General features: G+C 43.2%; 12 protein-coding genes. 1 reads left to right on the top strand and 11 read right to left on the bottom strand.

Annotated features, from left to right (window positions below; translation table 11 throughout):
• Positions 1–126: 126 nt before the first annotated feature.
• The 6 genes from BM386_RS14585 to BM386_RS14560 form a co-directional block, all read right to left on the bottom strand.
• Entirely contained in the window at positions 127–1,473 is a 1,347-nt protein-coding gene (locus BM386_RS14585; RefSeq protein WP_091695646.1) for a TolC family protein, read from the bottom strand.
• The gene (locus BM386_RS14580) at positions 1,473–4,535 is read right to left on the bottom strand and encodes an efflux RND transporter permease subunit (protein ID WP_091695644.1); all 3,063 of its coding nucleotides are present in this window, start codon (positions 4,533–4,535) and stop codon (positions 1,473–1,475) included. Before BM386_RS14580 ends, BM386_RS14585 begins: the two co-directional genes overlap by 1 nt.
• 1 nt (position 4,536) lies before the next feature.
• The gene (locus BM386_RS14575; protein ID WP_091695643.1) at positions 4,537–5,619 is read right to left on the bottom strand and encodes an efflux RND transporter periplasmic adaptor subunit; all 1,083 of its coding nucleotides are present in this window, start codon (positions 5,617–5,619) and stop codon (positions 4,537–4,539) included.
• 17 nt (positions 5,620–5,636) lie between these two features.
• Positions 5,637–6,422 carry an alpha/beta fold hydrolase gene (locus BM386_RS14570; protein ID WP_091695641.1) on the bottom strand — a complete coding sequence of 262 codons (786 nt, stop codon included), beginning with the start codon at positions 6,420–6,422 and terminating at the stop codon, positions 5,637–5,639.
• Between the two features lie 766 nt (positions 6,423–7,188).
• On the bottom strand, positions 7,189–8,259 hold the full coding sequence (locus BM386_RS14565; RefSeq protein ID WP_091695640.1) for a DUF481 domain-containing protein: 1,071 nt from the start codon (positions 8,257–8,259) through the stop codon (positions 7,189–7,191).
• A gap of 101 nt (positions 8,260–8,360) precedes the next feature.
• Positions 8,361–11,693, bottom strand: coding sequence for a TonB-dependent receptor (locus BM386_RS14560; protein WP_091695638.1), 3,333 nt, complete (start codon positions 11,691–11,693; stop codon positions 8,361–8,363).
• A 344-nt stretch (positions 11,694–12,037) separates the two neighbouring features.
• On the opposite strand from BM386_RS14560, the gene BM386_RS14555 reads away from it, so the two are divergent.
• On the top strand, positions 12,038–12,733 hold the full coding sequence (locus BM386_RS14555) for a lysoplasmalogenase (protein ID WP_091696127.1): 696 nt from the start codon (positions 12,038–12,040) through the stop codon (positions 12,731–12,733).
• A 170-nt stretch (positions 12,734–12,903) separates the two neighbouring features.
• On the opposite strand, the gene BM386_RS14550 is transcribed toward BM386_RS14555, so the two are convergent.
• From BM386_RS14550 to BM386_RS14530, 5 genes are read right to left on the bottom strand one after another with little or no spacing between them, the layout of a single operon-like run.
• A complete protein-coding gene (locus tag BM386_RS14550) occupies positions 12,904–14,235 on the bottom strand; it encodes a BatD family protein (RefSeq protein WP_091695636.1) in 1,332 nt (443 codons plus the stop codon).
• A complete protein-coding gene (locus BM386_RS14545) occupies positions 14,219–15,955 on the bottom strand; it encodes a VWA domain-containing protein (RefSeq protein ID WP_244545536.1) in 1,737 nt (578 codons plus the stop codon). Before BM386_RS14545 ends, BM386_RS14550 begins: the two co-directional genes overlap by 17 nt.
• A complete protein-coding gene (locus BM386_RS14540; protein WP_091695633.1) occupies positions 15,927–16,940 on the bottom strand; it encodes a VWA domain-containing protein in 1,014 nt (337 codons plus the stop codon). Before BM386_RS14540 ends, BM386_RS14545 begins: the two co-directional genes overlap by 29 nt.
• On the bottom strand, positions 16,930–17,421 hold the full coding sequence (locus BM386_RS14535; protein ID WP_091695631.1) for a DUF4381 domain-containing protein: 492 nt from the start codon (positions 17,419–17,421) through the stop codon (positions 16,930–16,932). Before BM386_RS14535 ends, BM386_RS14540 begins: the two co-directional genes overlap by 11 nt.
• Positions 17,418–18,353, bottom strand: a complete 936-nt coding sequence (locus BM386_RS14530) for a DUF58 domain-containing protein (RefSeq protein WP_091695630.1) — start codon at positions 18,351–18,353, stop codon at positions 17,418–17,420. Before BM386_RS14530 ends, BM386_RS14535 begins: the two co-directional genes overlap by 4 nt.
• Between the last annotated feature and the right edge of the window lie 66 nt (positions 18,354–18,419).

The raw sequence follows: 18,419 nt of genomic DNA, 5'->3' as shown, positions 1-18,419 counted from the left end.
GCCGTCAGACTCTGGATGTTACACGAATGCCCTTTTGGCAAACGCTGTGCCAAAAGAAAAATAAAGCATTCGCTAAAAAAAGCAACTAAAAAATTGAAGGCTACAAGTGCAGACTTCATTTCAGTATTAATCTTCTGTGGGCAGGTTCAATTCCTCAAAACTGTTGTCAAAGAAAATCTTCCCCGAAAGCCGTCTCAATTCGATTTCCTGCTCCTTTATGTTGAAAATAGAAGTGATCAACCTGTTCTCCGCAGTAAGCAAATTCACCTGTGCATCCCGGAATTCAAGATAGGAAGCAATCCCCAATCTGAATCTTTCCAATGCGATTTCAGAGCTTTCTTTTGCCACAGCATAATTCTTCTGCTCCACCTCAAGCAAGTTGCGATTGGTGATATAAGTATTGAAAGCCCGATGAATATCAGAGCGAAGCTGAATCTCGTATTGATCTACCGCAAAGCCTTGGATCTTCTGCTGAACCTTGGCATTCTGGATTCTCCTATTTAGGGTAAATCCGTTGAATACATTCAAGGCAATATTTCCACCGTAGTTGAATCCTGAACGCTGATTTTGGATTAGAATCCCTGCATCAGAATTGGAAGTATTGGTAGCGTAGGTTGCATTCAAATTGATAACAGGAAGTCTGCTTGCCCGTAATTCCTTCAATTGCAGAAAGGCTACATTTTCCTGACGCTGGGTAATGAGGTAGGTTTTGTTTTCAAGGAATGCATTTTCCACCAGATTTTGCAGAAGCAAGGGCTCTCCCACCGTGATCGTATCATTGACCAGGAATTGCTCTTCAGGATTTAAGGCCATCAATTCGTTTAGATTTACCCGGGCATTTTGGATGACCTGTTCCTGTCCAAGTACCAAGCTTAGATCGGAATTGTAATCCACTTCCGCAGTAAGAAAGTCACGCTTTCCTGCCCCTCCTAGAGAATACTGAGCTTCTGCGATGTCCAATCTGGCCTGACTGAGTTCCAGCGTTCGCTTCAATACCTCGTATCGCTGCAACTCCAACACTAAGCGATAGTAAGCTGATGAAATATTTGCCACGGTGTTTTCCACAGCGATCTTGGCATCCAATTCGGATATTTCTGTCAGAACCCCCAGTCTTTTCATCACAATGAAACTCTCCGGACGAAATCCATAAATGCCTACTACGCTAAAATTCTTCGACCTGGACTGCGCATTGTCAATAGTCCGAGGTTCTGGATCTGTAGCAAATACCTGCTCCACATCTTCCGTACTGAAAGACCTGGTATAAGTAGCATCCACAATCGGCATGAGGTAATCACCCGTACCGATTCTTTCGTTTCCCTCCTGAATTTCCACCGTCTCCACGGCGATTTTGATATCCAGATTTTTCTCCAGACCTATGGTGATCGCCTTCTCCAAATCCAGAGATTCATTACTTTGGGCAAATAGGCTTGTGGCAATAATGCTCAATAAGAGCAATAGGCTAAATTTCTTCATTAAATTCTGGCTAATCTTCCTTCTTTGGAAGTGAGATAAGTATAAATAGCTGGGATCACGAAAAGCGTCAAAATAGTAGCGAAGGTCAATCCACCGATTACAGCCGCACCCATTGGAACCCTACTTTCTGCACCTGCACCTAATCCCAGAGCGATTGGTAAAATCCCCAAAATTGTAGATAAACTGGTCATCAGAATCGGTCTGAATCTGGCAACTGCAGCTCCATAAATCGCCTCCTCGATGGACATGCCGGTGGCTTTTCGCTGGTTGGCAAATTCCACAATCAGAATCCCGTTTTTAGTTACCAAACCTATCAACATAATAATACCGATCTGGCTGAAAATATTCAGGGTAAAACCAAACAACCACAAGGTAAACAGTGCCCCAAACAGTGCCAATGGCACCGTGAACATGATCGTCAGTGGATCCAGGAAGCTTTCAAACTGTGCCGATAGCACAAGGTATATTAGGATCAAGGCAAACAGGAATGCAAAAAGCAAGCTGTTTGAACTCTCTCTGAATTCCTTAGAAGGACCTGACACATCTGTGGTGAAGGAATCATCCAATACTTCGGCGGCTATTCTATCCATTTCGTCCAAGCCGTCTCCGATTGTGTATCCTTCGGCAAGGTTAGCCGAAACTGTGCCCGCTACGAAACGGTTGAAACGATACAATTGCGGAGGCGTACTTTTTTCTGTGACCGTTACCAAGTTGTCTAGCTGCACCAAGGAGCCATTTTCGGCACGTACATATAACATTCTCAGGTTCACAGGTTCATTTCTATCTTCCAACCGCATTTCTCCCACTACCTGATACTGCTTTCCGTTTTTGATAAAGTAAGCAAATCGCTGTCCTGAATAGGATAATTGCAATGTTCTGGCGATTTCCTGAATCGATACTCCAATATTCCTGGCTTTTGCTCTATCGATTTCGATCTCCAGTTCTGGCTTGGTAAATTTCAGGTTGATATCGGAGAAAATAAAGATAGGACTCTTGTCAACTTCCGCCATAAAAGTAGGAATGACCTCCTTCAGCTTATCCAATGTAGGCGCCTGCAACACATACTGTACCGGAAGACCACCACGGCTGTTTCCAATGGATTGCGCCTGGGAAGCAAAGGCCTTCACTCCGGTATATTTCTTGAGTTTTTGGTTTATCTCATTGAAATATTCTCCTTGGGACTTCTCTCTATTTTCTGCATCTGAAAGTATGAATCGCACAAAACCGGAGTTGGTACTAGAAGATCCAAAACCTGGAGAGGTCACCGAAACCATACCTCTTACTTCATCTTTGGGGTAGTCAGCTTTAAAATCTGCTACCATCTGATCAATTATCTGATCCATGTAACTAAAAGTAGCTCCTTCTGGACCATTCATTCGGATGACGATTTCTCCTCTATCTTCAGTAGGTGCCAATTCGGTAGGAATTTCGTTGAACAGCCAATAGATACCAAAACCCATGATCGCAATCATCACGAAAGAAACCCAACGGAACTGCATAAACCAGCCAAGGGCACGATCATATTTATCATTAATCCATACAAATCCCGGCTCAGTGAAATTATAAAAGCGATTATGCTTCTCCCGTTTCTTCAGAAACTTCGCACTCAGCATAGGAGTCATGGTCAAGGCCACAAAAGAGGAAATAATCACCGCTCCAGCTACCACTATCCCGAATTCACGGAACAAACGACCGGTAGTTCCTGTCAGGAATATTACCGGCAAGAAAACTGCAGCTAGCGCTACTGTGGTGGCTATAACTGCGAAGAAAATCTCTTCAGATCCCTTTTCAGCTGCTTCCTGAGGGTTTTCCCCTTTCTCGATTCGGGAATAAATATTTTCCAATACCACAATAGCATCATCGACGACTAGCCCTATCGAGAGAACTATACCTAGGAGTGTCAGTACATTGATGGAAAAATCCATGAGGTACATCACAAAGAACACCCCAATCAAGGATATAGGAATAGTCAATACAGGAATGAAGGTGGTTCTCCAATCCCTTAAGAATAAGAAGATAATGGCAACAACAAGAACAAAGGCCGTGATGATCGTCTCTTTCACCTCCGATATAGAACTTCGGATATAACTAGTCTTGTCAAACCCAATCTCTAACCCCACATCCTCAGGGAGATCCTTCTCGATAAATTCCAACCTTCTGTAGAACTCGTCGGCAATCTCTATACTGTTTGATCCCGGAAGAGGAACCAAGACTACGCCGACCATAGGCACGCCGTCACGCTTCAGGATACTACGTTCATTGAGTGCTGCCAGCTCCGCTTTTCCTACATCCTGGAATCGGACAATGTTGTTTTGATCTTCTTTGATGATCAAATCATTGAATTCCTGAGGAGTACTCAGCCTACTTTTGGTACGCACAGAAAGCTCGATGGTCTCACCTTCTATTTTTCCCGAAGGCAATTCCACGTTTTCACTTTGTACTTTAGAAAGCACATCCAAGGGAGTAACTCCATAAGAGGCCATTTTCAGCGGATCCATTCGGAGTCGGATCGCATATTCTTTTTCCCCCCAGATCTGCACCCTGCTGACACCCGGTATGGTCTGAAGTCTTTCTTTGAAAATATTTTCCGCAATATCTGAGAGATCCAGAAGACTTCTCTCGTCACTTTTCACATTCAGGAATACGATGGGTTCCGAGTCAGCATCGGCTTTGGAAACAACAGGTGGCTCAGCATCAGGAGGTAGGTTTCGCTGTGCGCCGGAGACCTTGTCACGTACATCATTTGCGGCAGCTTCCAGATCAGCCCCCACATCAAACTCTACCGTAATGCTACTCCCTCCATCATTACTGGTAGAGGTCAATGATTTAATCCCTTGGATGCCGTTAATCGCTTCTTCGAGTGGCTCGGTGATCTGCGCCTCGATTACATCCGCATTCGCTCCTACGTAAGTGGTCCTTACGTTGATGACTGGAGGATCCACACTCGGGAATTCCCGGATTCCCAACAGGGAAATACCAATGGCACCAAAAAGCATGATGACCAGAGACATCACGATAGCCAATACCGGCCTGTTTACACTTATATTGGATAAGCTAGCCATGTTAGTTGATTTGGGTGAATTCTACAGGAGTTCCTGTACTTGCTTGCAAAACACCTGTGGTGAGCACCAGATCACCCTCTTTCAGACCAGATATGATCTGCACGTGGGATTCTGTACGGGTACCGATCTCTACCGAGCGTTCCTCAGCTTTATTATCAGCACCGACTACGAAAACCTTATAACCCTGCAGCTCAGGGATTACAGATTCTGAAGGCACCATCAGGGCATCTTCAACTTCATCTAATACAAAACGGATCCTTACAAACATGCCCGGCAAATATTTCCGCTCCTTATTGGGACTTTCTGCCCGTAGTTTCAGGGTACGTGTAGCAGCATCTATCTGTGGCTCGAAGGCATAGACTTTTCCTTGCACTTCTTCTGGAGAAGATTCATTGGTAAAAAAGATTGGGGAGCCAACCGAAACTTGATTTGCATAGCGCTCAGGGATGGAAAACTCTATTTTGATCGGATCAATATTCACGAAATTGGCAATAACATCTGCTGTCCCGATTACCGAGCCCTCACTGATTTGTCTCAAACCCAAAATCCCATTGAAAGGAGCCCTGATAACTGTCTTGGAAAGTTGCGCTTCCACCAGTTTCAGATCCGAAAGTGTGGTATTGTACTGGTTCAGGACGATATCATATTCCTCCTGTGAAATTGCTTCTCTGGCCAAAAGTTGTTTCTGTCTGTTTTCCTGGCTTTCAAAAAGTTTCTGAGTGTATTCCAGCCGCTGGAATTGTGCCTGAAGCTCGTCGTCATTTAGATACACCAGCGGTGTGCCTTTGCTGACATACTCCCCTTCCTTGAAGGCAATTTTGGTAACCAAACCGGAAATTTCCGAACGGAGATCTACCGATTCATTAGGAATGATGGTACCGGTGATCGATAGCTGATTTCTGAGCGTCTCGCGCTGAAGCTTCACCACTTTCACAGGAAGAGTAGCTGGAGCTCCAGGACTGGCTCCCACGGAAGCTACTCCAGTATCATTGCTCTTGCGGGTATCTAATCGAGGATAGAAATATGCAGCTGCGGCAATCACAAGTACTGCAATGATCAATATGACTTTTGTTTGCTTCTTCATGTAGAAAAGTAATGGACTTAAATAGGCTGATTTTGGAGAAATGCGAGTGAAAGCCTGTTAAATTCTTCAGGTTTTTCCACGTTCACTACATGTCCACATTTATTCAAAATCTTCAATACTGAGTTTTTATGTGTTTTAATAATTTTCTTAACCGGCTCCAGAAACATCACATCCTGATCTCCCATGACATACAGGGTGGGGATTCCCAGATCAGATTCTTTAAAATAGTTCAGAAGAGGGTTAATATCCTTGGTCAATTGAAACCAGCGGATAAACTCTTTCTGACAAAGTTTTTGAGCCTCTCTGACAAACAAATTTCTGGATTCGGCATGCTGCTTACGAGGTAAGATCACAAAGGCAAACAAGCGGTAAAGCCACATGTAAGGGATCACCCGTTTGAATGTACTCCCAAGTGTCACGAGAATCCTGGATTGAACGGTCAATCGGGTCACTGCTCCGGCCAGAATCAGTGATTTCACTCGCCACTGCTCCAGCTCTGCCAACTGTCGAACTATAATAGTCCCCAGAGAAACACCCATAAAATGAGCCGGAGGAATACTCAGGTAATCCAACACTTCAATGACGTCATTGGTGACTCCTTTGAAGGTATATTCCTCGTTATAAATCTGCTGAGGCAGGTCGGCTGACTTGCCGTGCCCCCGAAGATCTATCAGTAAGAGGTTATACTTTTCCCTGAAATCCTTCAACTGCTTAAACCATACCGCAGAGGATCCTCCTGCACCATGAATAAACACGACCCATTCCTTACTCACCGAATGAGAAAATATCTTATAGTACAACATGGTAGGTTAACCTCGGGATCATTCTTAAGGTTGTCAGAATTCAAAAATAACTCAGTAATTGCACTAAAAAGTAACAAAACATACTGAAAGGTAAATCTTCACCACCAATGGAAAAAATATAGGATACTTTAATCTATTATCTGATTATCCGCAATGATGCCAGTGACCTCTTTTACTTTGCTTATCAGGCTGGAAGACCCCTGCCCGATGGCAGGCGGGGATGACCGAAGACTCCCGCATTGGCGGGACAGGCTTAAGTAGCCTCAATTTTTAAGTTTAAAACATCTTAGATTGCTTTGAGCTCCTTTCTGGCAGAAAAGCGAATTTACATTTTCTATTATCTGATTATCCGCAATGATGCCAGTGACCTCTTTTACTTTGCTTATCAGGCTGGAAGACCCCTGCCCGATGGCAGGCGGGGATGACGGATGACTCCCGCAGTGGCAGGACAGGCTGAAGTACCAGCAATGCTAGTGTTTACATACATTAAGTCGCTTTTTACCTTTTACGGGTGCAATTGCGGATATACATATTCTATATAACAGATATACGCAATTCTGCCAGTAGCCAAATTCCATTAAGCTTCACCTCGACTTCGATAGGTGCCCATTAGTTTTGGTTTTTGGGAAGGCGGGGAAAATCCGGTGGCCGAGCGAAGTCGAGGCCACTGTAATCTACTGGAAAAGAAGCGTTTAATCAGAATCTAGAATGCCCGACATCATCGCTGATATCGGGCATATTTGAAAAGAGTGAATTTTATGAAAATTTAGAGCTCCCAACCCACTGTGGTCTGAAAGATATAATCGAGTTTAGTTGCCCCTTCAATTGGCTGATTATCAAAGTTCATCGTAGTACCTACTTTCACATAGAAATCATCCAAGAAATCGTATTTCACGTCTAGTTTAAAATCCGTTCTGAATCGATTTGATTCGGTCAAACTTGGATAGGCCATCAAGTTAGTAAGCAAGGTCAAATCTCCAATGTCGTATAGATTCAGCTCTGCACCTATCATGGCTTCCCCGGAATTCCTGGAAGGCGTATCATCGAAATAGGATTCAGAGTTTAAGTTGACACCTGTCTGAAAACCGAAATAGGTTTTGTTGGTGTGGATTAGATATTTACCCAAACCGATCTGGTTACCTACCCGACTTCTGATCAACTGCTCGGTGTTGGACAGGTAAGTGAAATTGTACAACAAGAACCAATCTTTCGGTAGAAAATAGTTGAAGGCAAAGCTACCATCTGTACGCTTGACATCCTCCACTTCATCCTGAGTAGATCTCAGTGAGTTGTAGGAAGCGCTTGCCTTCCACCGATCAGCAAGGTAACCAAGCCCAGACCTCACGTTAAACTGCCTTAGATTATTTGCTCTCGTCAGGCTCCAACCTAAATCAATATTGGCAGAAAGCCTGCTCCAGAAACCCTCATCCAACGCATTGAGATATACGATTTCTGATAAATTGACCAGCTCTTTGCCACCGATTGGCTGCTCTGTTTCAGCCTTTCTTCCTCGGATACTTCGAATAATGTTTTCCGGATCATAGGTGTCTATCTCAGCTTGTATGCTGTCAATGCTATTCAGCGTACCGTTATAGCGTTTGCCGTTAGAAAGTGTAATCAGGTATTTCGTCTTGGAGGTAAGTTTTCTTATCTCACCCCAGGTGACTTTGAAATCTGAATCCGAATAGTCCGTCTCAATCGTCAAGACCCCTTTATCCATACTTTTTATTTCGCCAACGATCAGATTGCCATTACTCAACAAAAGTGAATCCGTCTGAGCAGCGGATTCAAAGAAGATCGCGAAAACAAATGCTAAAAACAGTAACTTTTTCTCCATAGTCTTAAAATTTTATTCCCTTAAAATAATAAAATACGCACAGAATAAACAAAAAAAGCACCCCAAGAATGAGGTGCTTTTAGACTATTGAAATTATGTTCTTAGAAGATGTATCTCAAACCTATCTGCATGCTCCAGGTAGTAGAGAAGTTACTTACATTTTGGTATAGTGAAGTAGGTAGTTCACCAGAAACCTGATTCATCACATAGTTAGGATTTGCACTAACTGCTCCAGAGCGAGAAAGAAGGTTCTGCGATCCGTTTGTTCTTTGAGAAATTCCCCAATCCTTATTTAATAAGTTACCAAAGTTTACCACATCTAAACTCAGCTGAACCTTGTGTTTTTTCTCACCATAATTAGTAAAAAGATCCTGTAGAACTCTTACATCAAATCTGCTCAACCATGGCTGGATGATCGCATTTCTTGGCACATATCCACCTCTGTATTCCTCTAGATCATTCTCTGCAACATATTGATCAAAAGCATCTCTTTGTTGCTGTGCTGTGTAAACCACATTACCGTCAGAAACGATATCAACAAAGTTGAAATCTGCTGTGTTTTCAGGAATAAATAGTAGGTCAGCATTGATACCGTCACCATTTAGATCATTGCCATACGTGTAAGAAAGTCTTCCTTGGTTTCCACCAGTGTAATATACACCAAAAGTAGTGGCTGTATATTCTATTTTATAGCTCAAGTTACCTACGATCCTATTTGGCAACGCAAAATCAGAGATATTCAGACGCTGATCATTTGGAGAGTTGATGTTTGGAGAAGCTCCCCAAGCAGAACTTGCACTTGATCCCGAGTTAGAGCTTACTTCTTTGGCAGCAGAGTAAGTGTAGAACACACTACCAGAGAAACCATTGTACTCAGGAACTGACAGACCTAAGGTAGCGCTGAATGCATGGCCTTTCACATCCGTGTTAGTCAAGATAGTCGCACTATTTGCACCCAATGCTGGGTTATATGCTACACTGGTACCCGGCAAAACAACTTCTCTGTTGTCTCCAGCGCTATTCATTGTGTTAGTAGAAATAGCTCTATTCGCTCCGAACTGGAATACACCATTGATGTCTTTGGTGTAAAGGAGATCAGCAGTCAACATAAAAGGAGAATCACCCAACTGATAATCAGCACCCAAACTTGATCTCCAAACCATTGGCATTCTGAAATCTGTATCAACCAAAGCGAAAGAGTTCGGAGCACCTTCTGTTGGATTTTTGATGAATACACTTTCAGCACCAGCAGGAGGATTTTCTACATAATAGTATTTCTCAGGCTGGAAAGTCACATTGCCTATCCATCCTTCGATTTCTTCATAGCTACCAGGCTCTACGTTATTTTGAAGAACACCAGCTCCAGTTGGCATATTCGTCAACCATACAAATGGAACTCTACCAGAGAAAATGCCTGTACCACCTCTTACAATTAGGCTTCTATCGCCCATTACGTCATAGTTGAATCCAAATCGAGGAGACAGCATCACACGGGATTTAGGCCAGCTTCCTGAATCGTAATTTTTCGGCTGATACTCTGTATCCAATAAAGTAAGCTCATTGATCGACTCGTTTGGAGTAAGATCATTCAAATAAATTGGCAATTCTGCTCTTAGGCCTAAAGTCAAAGTCAATTGGTCATTTACCGCGAATTTGTCCTGTGCATAAAGAGAAGCCAAACCGAAGTTTACTCTTGCATAAGTCTCTTGGCCTTCATAAGGATAAGTCAAACCGAACATGATTGGGGCTACTTCATTTGGAGTACCCGTAGTCAGGAAGTCTTCCACAGAAGCATATCTGTAATAGGATGTACCTAATCTTACAAATGAGTTACCGAATTTCTGGATTTCAAAAGCAGCTCCCGCAGTGACGGTATGGCGACCTTCAGTATAAGTCAGGTTGTTGATAAATGAGAAGTTATCATTTATCACATCATTGTTATAGGAGAATAGTTCAGTACCAAAAGACATGTAGTTAGATTCACCATCACCTCTTCCACCACCATCCCAAATATCAACCATTGGGAATTCAGCACCTGGAGTAGTTCTGGTATCTTGGATTTTGGAGTAAGTTGCCAAGAACTGATTAGAGATCTTAGGGCTGAAGTAAGAGTTCAGTTCAGCTGTAACAGATCTTACTGTATTTTCGAAACCGTAAGCTGCGTTTTCAAAAGAAATAGAGTTTTGACTAACTCTTTGCGCTGAACCTGGAGTTCTAGGTCTTGGACCAGAAGATCCGTTTGTGATCTGTGGGGAAATTCCAACCACCTGATTATATCGAACAGCTAGTTTATGCTTGTCACTGATATTCCAGTCAATTCTAGCCAAAAACTTAGTGCTATACTGCTCTGCTTCATTTGCAAAACCTTGGTATCTACCAGGATCGTATCCCCACTGATTGATCAAGTGGCTTTGTACAGCTTCAAGATCCGCTACTGTGGTTCTAGCGATGTTATTGTCCGGATCAGCTACACCGTCAGTAGAAGCTCTCCAAAGATTAGCTCCAGATGCATTTGCCCCTGTATTCGTTTCTCTTTCTGCATTGACGAAGAAAAATAATTTGTTCTTGATGATTGGACCACCCAATCTAAAACCGAAGTTGTTGGTAGCAGCATCTGTTGCTTCTAGCTCAACATCACCAATTTTCTTGCCTTGCAAGTCCTGGTTTTTATGAAAATAATAAGCAGAACCGGTAAATGTATTGGTACCGCTACGTGTTACTGCGTTGATACCCGCGCCGGTAAAACCAGATTGCGTCACATCAAAAGGAGCAATGTTAACAGAGATTTGCTCGATCGCATCCAAAGAGATCGGTTGAGAATTACCACCTGGAAGAGGATTGCTGCTCAAACCAAAACCGTTGTTGAAATTCGCTCCATCTACCTGAAGGTTGTTGTAACGAGAGTCACGACCGGCGAAGGAGGTTCCGTTTGCCTGTGGAGTCAAACGAGTAAACTCAGTCACAGATCTGTTGATCTGAGGAAGATCGGTCAACTGCTTTGTTGAAATACTGGTAGAAGTACCAGTCTTATTAGAGTCAAATTCCGAAGATTTTGATGCCGAAACGATCACCTCACCAAGTTCAGTGCTGTCATCATTAAGCGTAACAGAAAGCGAATAAGGCTCACCAAGTCTGAGAACTACATCACTGTAGGAAGAAGATTGGTATCCAATAAAGCTTACTTGGATTGTGTACGGTCCACCAATTCTCATATTTGGAATAGTGAATCGGCCGTCTAAGTTAGTGACAGCACCATAACGAGTACCTGAAGGCACGTGCGTTGCAACAATATTTGCCCCAGGAAGTGTCTCTCCCTGTGCATCAACTACTTGACCAACTACGGAACTCGTAGTCACCTGTGCCTGAGATACACCGATAGTGGCTATTACCACTAATACGAGTGAAAACAAGCTTTTAAGTAAATTTTGCCTCATAATTTGTACGTTTTGATATAAACTGGTTTGAAAATATTACTTGCAAAGGTAAATTGACCCTCCTTGAACTAGGGGTATAAACTGTTAAGTTTTGCTCTACAAATTTCACAAATTTTAACTATTTCATAACATAGAAAGGTGAATAAAATTCTGCCTTTAATCCAAAAAAGAATTTTTCAACATCCTTATTCTAAAAAAACTGCTGGTATTTTAGAATAAAATTTCAAAAAGTCTCAAAATCCAACAAAATGAAAAATGGTTGTTTAACCACATTAAATTCTGAATTTTGATCCCTTACAATTGAATATTATACCGTGGGAATAATTCCCAAAATTATCATCAACTTGAAAAAGAAAAATATACTCTGGCTTTACCTGTTTTTGTTTGCCACTCTGGTCGATATGGCTTTTATCCTAGAGCATAAAATTGAGCTTAGATTTTTCTCTAAACCTTTGATACTAGTAGGGTTAATTGGCTATTTCCACCAAATTACCAGACCCATTTCCTCCACTTTACTGGCAAAATCTGTTTTAGGGGCTTTGATTTTCTCCCTACTTGGAGATATCCTCCTTTTGTGGGACGAGCTTTTCATTTACGGAATTGGGGCTTTTTTTCTGGCACAAGCCTGCTACATCATTGGTTTTAAGGTCGCGCAAAAACCTACCGAGTCAATTCTGAATGTAAACTTTATCAAAACTTTCTTTTTCAACCTGCCGATATATTTCCTAGCAGCATTCGTTTTTTACATGATCAACCCCAATCTGGGAGCCTTAAAAATCCCTGTGATTGTCTATATCATCGTGATCGTAAGTATGCTCACGATGGCTAGAGAGCGTTATGGAAGGTGCAACCCCGCTTCTTTTTGGCAGGTATTTATAGGTGCGAGCTTGTTTTTTATTTCCGATGGAATCATCGCCTTGAATAAATTCTACCAGCCCATTCCTGATGCCAGTGTGATGATCATGGGTACTTATGCCATCGCACAGCTAATGATCGTGATGGGGGTAAGATCCTATATTATTCAACCGGCTGTGAAGTGAGGTTCTTGGGTAAAGGAAAAAATGTTGTAAGCAGTAAGTTGTAGAAGTTCAATATCCTCAAAAGTCTTAGTCTTTACTCATCTTATAGAGTTGGGCTTCAGCCCGAACCAAAAAAGCATAAGAGGCATTCCCAATACTGAAAACTGAGACTGCTCCCTGCTCACTGAAAACTAAGGATTAATCCATCCAGAATCTACCTTCACTCCACGGTGTAGGTATTTTTCCCTTGCAGAAGCCCATTCGCTTAGATTCATATTTTCAAACTGCTTTCCGCTACTCCATCTCGCTTCCATAGTGGACACCTGGCTTTGCAAAGCATCACTTCCATAGCACTTCGCAAAAAATGCTGCATTTGGCTCATCTAATTCCAAGGCGTCCAGCCAGCGATATAGCTTGGCGGCTATCGTATGCTGAGAATTACTTCTAGAGGCTTTTTTGAATTCATTAAAATGGAATTCCTCTGAGATCAAATAAGCTTGTCTTCTTTGTTGGAACGCATGAATACTTCTACGGAGAAGCTTGACTAAAATTATCAGCAATAAAATCGCTACTACCAAAACAACCGCAAACTTCTCCGGTGACATTCCTAAAATCATCAAAGGTTGATCCTCTGTGGCTTCCTCCACAGCCAGCTCTTCTTGCTGCAATGCCAAGGAGTCCCGCACACTTGCCAAAACTCCAAGATCTGGATTAGGTTGTACTTGAATTTTTACTTCCTTCAGCGTACGCTTGTAAAGTTGATTTCTGTAAGGATTATACCAGGTAAAGACCATTTCGGGTAAAGTCACTTCTCCTTCTTCTTCAAACAAATAGCGCATAAGCTCCGTGCGTGTAGCCGAAATGGCAGTCTTCGTTTTGTTATTGGTCACCTCGGATCGGGATGGATAAAAACTCACATGCGCCACACTGTCCCAGACAATTGGGGGAAGTAACTCGGAAATTGTACCGGCAGCATTTCTGGAAATAGTTCTTACCAGTACATCACCTACTTTTATACTATTTTTATCGCCAGACCAACGCTCCGTCACACTCAGCCCATTTGCTACGAGCCACTCACTATCCGAAAACTTGGATGGAATAGGCTTAACTTTTATTCCTTTCGGCTTCGTTTTGACTGTATGTTTTTTGCCTTTATAATCTCCTGGAGCCGGTGACTCTACCTCTATATCCAATTCCGGAAAAGTAATATCCTTGTCCGTATAGGGAAATACATGGTAAATCTGCTTGACCCCGGCGAAAGTCTTCCCATCCTTACTAAATGAAGTAGTCACCGGCCTGAAATACACCGTAAATGCGCCTTCTACCTTGATATTCCCAAGATCCAAACCAGTTGTAAACCAAGTGGAAGTGTAAACGGAAATGGTAACCTCCACAGGCTGGCCCAAATAAGTGCTGTTATGGTTCACACTCACATCTGCCCATAGACTTTGCGCCTGAACTCTCAGCGAAGAGAAAGCCAGCAGAAAAAATATACCTATCCAAATCTTACCAATTCCGCGCATTAGACTTTGGTTTTAGACTATCCTTTTTTACCTGATATTCAAATTTCCTTTTTAGGAATAATGAAGGATCATCATCTACTTTCCGCATCAGCACCTTGCTGTTTTGCTGTTGCATATTCGCCTCTATATCTTCCGGCACCTCATCCAGCTCCTTGCCTTTCCGTACATCTGTATTCACTGTCTCGGATAGCCGCTCTTTCTCCATATCTTCTTTAGTGGCTTCCTGTCCACCTCCACTGAGATCTTCAGGACTTTGGTTTTGCTGGGTGTCTGCCTGTTGATCTGGATCCGCTTCCTGAGCATCTTCTGGATTTACTTCCTTCTCACCTCCGGAAAGCTCTCCCATCTTTTGCTTATTGGCTGAGGCCTGATCCATGGATGGATCCAGTTCCTCTGCTTCCGCAAAGGCACCCTGTGCAGCATCATAGTCTCCATTTTGATAATAAGCCAGTCCAAGATTATATGCGCCATAAGCAGAGGTATCGGCTTGAAATTCCTGAATAGCGGCTTCATAATCACCAGCCTTGAAGTAGGCTACACCTTTGCGAAGAGGATCTTCAAACTCCTCCGCTGCTGCCGCAAAATCACCCTGATCACTCAATCTTTGTCCTTGGTAATCCTTGGTGTACCAAAGATCTTCGAATGTTTTATCACCTGAGCAGGAAGTGAAAACCATCAAAAGCAAGCCATAAAGCACCCAGCCTTTTCGGAACCAAAGCAACAACAAAAGAGCCATGGGTATGACTAGCAAAAAGCCTGCATCCCGCCAGTCATCGTCTTTTTCCTCCGGCTTTTCAGTGAAAATCAGATTCTTTTTCACTGCATTACTGATCAGCTCCACATCACTATTATCCAGTGTGAGTCGATTCACCGTGACCTGCTCCAATGAATTCAGTTGAGCCAGCACATTCTCATTCAATGCAGATACAATCACATTTCCATCCTCATCCTTGATTGTCCCCCGACCAGAAAGATTTGGAACCTCAGCTCCCCCTGCTGTATTGATCGCCAAAAGCTGAACGCTGTTATCAGAGTTTTGAACAAAATTCCGGATCAATTCAAACTCGGGATCTTCTATATCATCTGACAAAATCAATACTGTACCCGGCGCATCCGTCACAGACATAAGCGTGTCGGCTAGCGTCAGCGCATCCTCCAGATTTGAACCTGGATAAGGCATCACATCCGGACGGAGTCCATCAATATGAGAGAGAATAATATCATAATCCTTAGTCAGCGGAACAATAGTATGCGCCGTTCCGGCAAAGCCAATCAAGGCCATTCTAGCTTGTGGGTTTTCTTTGATCAGATCGGAAATCTTGAATTTAGCCCGCTCCAATCGGGTAGGCTGAAGATCTGTAGCCAGCATGCTTTGGGACAGATCCAGCAACACGACCAGTGGCGTCTCCAGCTTTTGTCCCGGGACTTCCACTTTTTTCCAAGTAGGGCCGGAAATCCCCAAAATGCCTAAGCTCATCGCCACAAACCCGATAAGCTGCATCCAAACCTTCATCCGTTCATTCCCTTTTTGGATGACAAATGGTCGAAGATGCGGAGCAATCATTCCCTTCCAGGTCACTTCCTGACGAATGCTCAACAAACTAATCAGCAAAGTCAATAACAAAGGCAAAAATGCCCATAAAAATATTGGGCGTAGGAAGTGAAATTCACTCCAATCTATCGGGAAAAGATCAGCCATATGAAGCCTCCTTTCTGCCATCCCTTGAATTGCGAATCAACTGGAACAAACTTTGGAAGAACATCAATAATAGCAACAGCCCCAATGCCGCCCCCAAGGGATAATAATACAGCAAGGTGGTAGGACGGTTTTCTTCTTCCTCATATTCTATAGGCTCCAGCTTATCCACCTCAGCATAGATTTCCTGGAGTCTTTGTTCATCTTTTGCCTGAAAATATTGCCCTCCTGTCATCTCTGCTATCTCCTGCAAGGTCTGCTCATCCAAATCCACTCCTACACCAGAAGGGTCACCAATACCGATGGTATAGATCAAAATGGAATCGTTCTTAGCCAAATCCGCAGCGTCCAGTGGAAGTATTTCCGTCCCTGCATCCACTCCATCGGTCAGCAAGAGCATCACCTTGGTCTCTATGGTATCCTTGTCAAAAAGCTCTACTCCTTTAGTAATAGCCTTTCCGATATGGGTCATTTGCCCGGCCATACCCACATCTGCTTCCTCCAGGAGCTGGTTTACAGTCTGTAAATCCGGGGTAAAAGGAGCCTGAATGTAGGCGCTACTTCCGAAGAATATCAGGCCCATGCGATCACCTTCCCGCTTTTGGATAAAGTCGTGCATCAAAGCTTTTACAGCATCCCAGCGACGAACTTTCTCTCCATCGATTCCCCAGTCTCTTTCGGCCATGCTGAAGGAAATATCTGCGGCAATCAGAAAATTACGGGAGGTCTTTACTTTCATCTCAGGTTCGCCCACCAGTTGAGGGGAGGATAATGCTCCCAACACCAACACCCAAACCAGCATTAATACGATCCAGGTAAAAGCACCTCTTCTTCTGACAAAGGCAGATTTCCTGGGTTTCTCGCCGGTATAACCCAACGCCTTTTCATAAGTAGGTAGCCGAAGCGAAGCAGAGCGTATCCGAAGAGACGGCAAAATCCAATACACCACAAATGGAAGTGGTAAAAGGAGAAAAACCCAGAGATATGCTATTTCAAAATTAGCCGGCATGAGTTTTTATCCATTTTTGAGCCTGAACTAGTATTTCTCTTCGCGCAGCATCATCGGGGATTTTGTCCTGATAGATAAGCGCTTCTATTTGCTTTTCATATTTCAGTAAAGCCACTTGTTTGCCAGTTTTATCCAAAAAACTAAGCCAGGAAGAACCGTATAATGTCCCCACTTTTTCTCTACCAAAAACCTGCATGGCCACACGCTTGAGTATTACCAACACCTGCGGAAAGGAATTTTGATCTGTTTCCAATTTTGCCAAGGCTTCCAAAGCCTCTCTTCTGTAGCGGTTACGCAAATACTTTCTAATCGCAAAAAATAGAATGACCAAAACTCCCATCATCAGCAAACCACCCAGGATAGCCCAACCCACCGTCTCAAAAGTAAATGAAACCGGTGGCGGCTCATAGATTTGCCCCAAATCCAAATTAGCAGGATTTGCAGTGTTTGCAGGGATAGTATCGGCCTGAAAAAGAATCATTTTTTACTTCTTTTAAAAACTTCCTTCAGCTGTTCTTCCACCGGAGTAATTGTGTCCAGTGAAAAAAGCGGTACTCTATGCTTTTTCATCTGTTCCTCAAAACTCTGAAAGTCCTGATCAAAACCCGATTGGAAGGTCTCTCGGAGTTTCTTGCTTTTGCCATCGACGGTCACCTGGGTTTCCTGATCTCCCGCCACAAACTTAGTATTTGGAATATCCCGCTCCAACGGATCAAAAACCTTCACCATGATCACATCATTGTGCTGGGCGATCTGGCTAATAAAACGGGTTACCGGCTCGGAATAGCGATGAAAATCTGAAATCACAATCACCAGATAATCATGGGTAACGATGTTTCTTATTTTCTTACTTACTTCTTTGAGGGTATCTTCAAAATTGTTCGGAGTGGATTCTGCCAGTTCATGGTTTCTGCTGACCACCTTTTCCAAAAATCGAAGGATATTTCTTCTATCCCGCTTGGGTTGAACGATGTCGATTCCATTGTCTGCAAAGACAACTCCACCAACCCGATCGCCTTGTTTGAGCACCCGGAATGCTGCAATGGCGGCAAGTTCTGCCGCTACAACTGCCTTGGTACGAACCTGAGAACCAAAAAACATGGATTTGGACTGATCTACTACGATCAATGCTGGCTTTTCTTTTTCTTCGGAGAAAACCCGGGTGTGTGTTTGCTTCGTTCTCGCGGTGACTTTCCAGTCGATATTCCGGATATCATCCCCTTTCACATATTGCCTTACTTCCTCAAAATCGAGCCCTCTTCCTCTCAGTTTGGACTCATGCCTACCGCCCAAAATGCTTTTGACCTTTTGCTTTCGGGCGATCATGGAAAAAAATTGAGAATGACGCTCCATTCCCAGCAACTCTTTGAGTGAGGTGAATATGTCTTTAGGAAAGGAGTTTGATGAGGACATAACCTTAAGCTGTGTTATTATTAGTTAGGCTTTGTGGAAATCTTGACGGAAGACCGAAGACGGGAG

The organism is Algoriphagus locisalis (assembly GCF_900116615.1).
Classification (GTDB): Bacteria; Bacteroidota; Bacteroidia; order Cytophagales; family Cyclobacteriaceae; genus Algoriphagus; species Algoriphagus locisalis.
The sequence above is the reverse complement of the archived record's forward strand: the minus strand, read 5'-3'. Positions and strand labels throughout refer to the sequence as shown.

Coding starts and splice junctions, on each gene's coding strand:
- BM386_RS14535 (WP_091695631.1), bottom strand. CDS start 17,421: ATGATTCTTTTTCAGGCCGATACTATCCCTGCAAACACTGCAAATCCT.
- BM386_RS14540 (WP_091695633.1), bottom strand. CDS start 16,940: ATGCCGGCTAATTTTGAAATAGCATATCTCTGGGTTTTTCTCCTTTTA.
- BM386_RS14570 (WP_091695641.1), bottom strand. CDS start 6,422: ATGTTGTACTATAAGATATTTTCTCATTCGGTGAGTAAGGAATGGGTC.
- BM386_RS14580 (WP_091695644.1), bottom strand. CDS start 4,535: ATGGCTAGCTTATCCAATATAAGTGTAAACAGGCCGGTATTGGCTATC.
- BM386_RS14565 (WP_091695640.1), bottom strand. CDS start 8,259: ATGGAGAAAAAGTTACTGTTTTTAGCATTTGTTTTCGCGATCTTCTTT.
- BM386_RS14550 (WP_091695636.1), bottom strand. CDS start 14,235: ATGCGCGGAATTGGTAAGATTTGGATAGGTATATTTTTTCTGCTGGCT.
- BM386_RS14530 (WP_091695630.1), bottom strand. CDS start 18,353: ATGTCCTCATCAAACTCCTTTCCTAAAGACATATTCACCTCACTCAAA.
- BM386_RS14585 (WP_091695646.1), bottom strand. CDS start 1,473: ATGAAGAAATTTAGCCTATTGCTCTTATTGAGCATTATTGCCACAAGC.
- BM386_RS14560 (WP_091695638.1), bottom strand. CDS start 11,693: ATGAGGCAAAATTTACTTAAAAGCTTGTTTTCACTCGTATTAGTGGTA.
- BM386_RS14575 (WP_091695643.1), bottom strand. CDS start 5,619: ATGAAGAAGCAAACAAAAGTCATATTGATCATTGCAGTACTTGTGATT.
- BM386_RS14545 (WP_244545536.1), bottom strand. CDS start 15,955: ATGGCAGAAAGGAGGCTTCATATGGCTGATCTTTTCCCGATAGATTGG.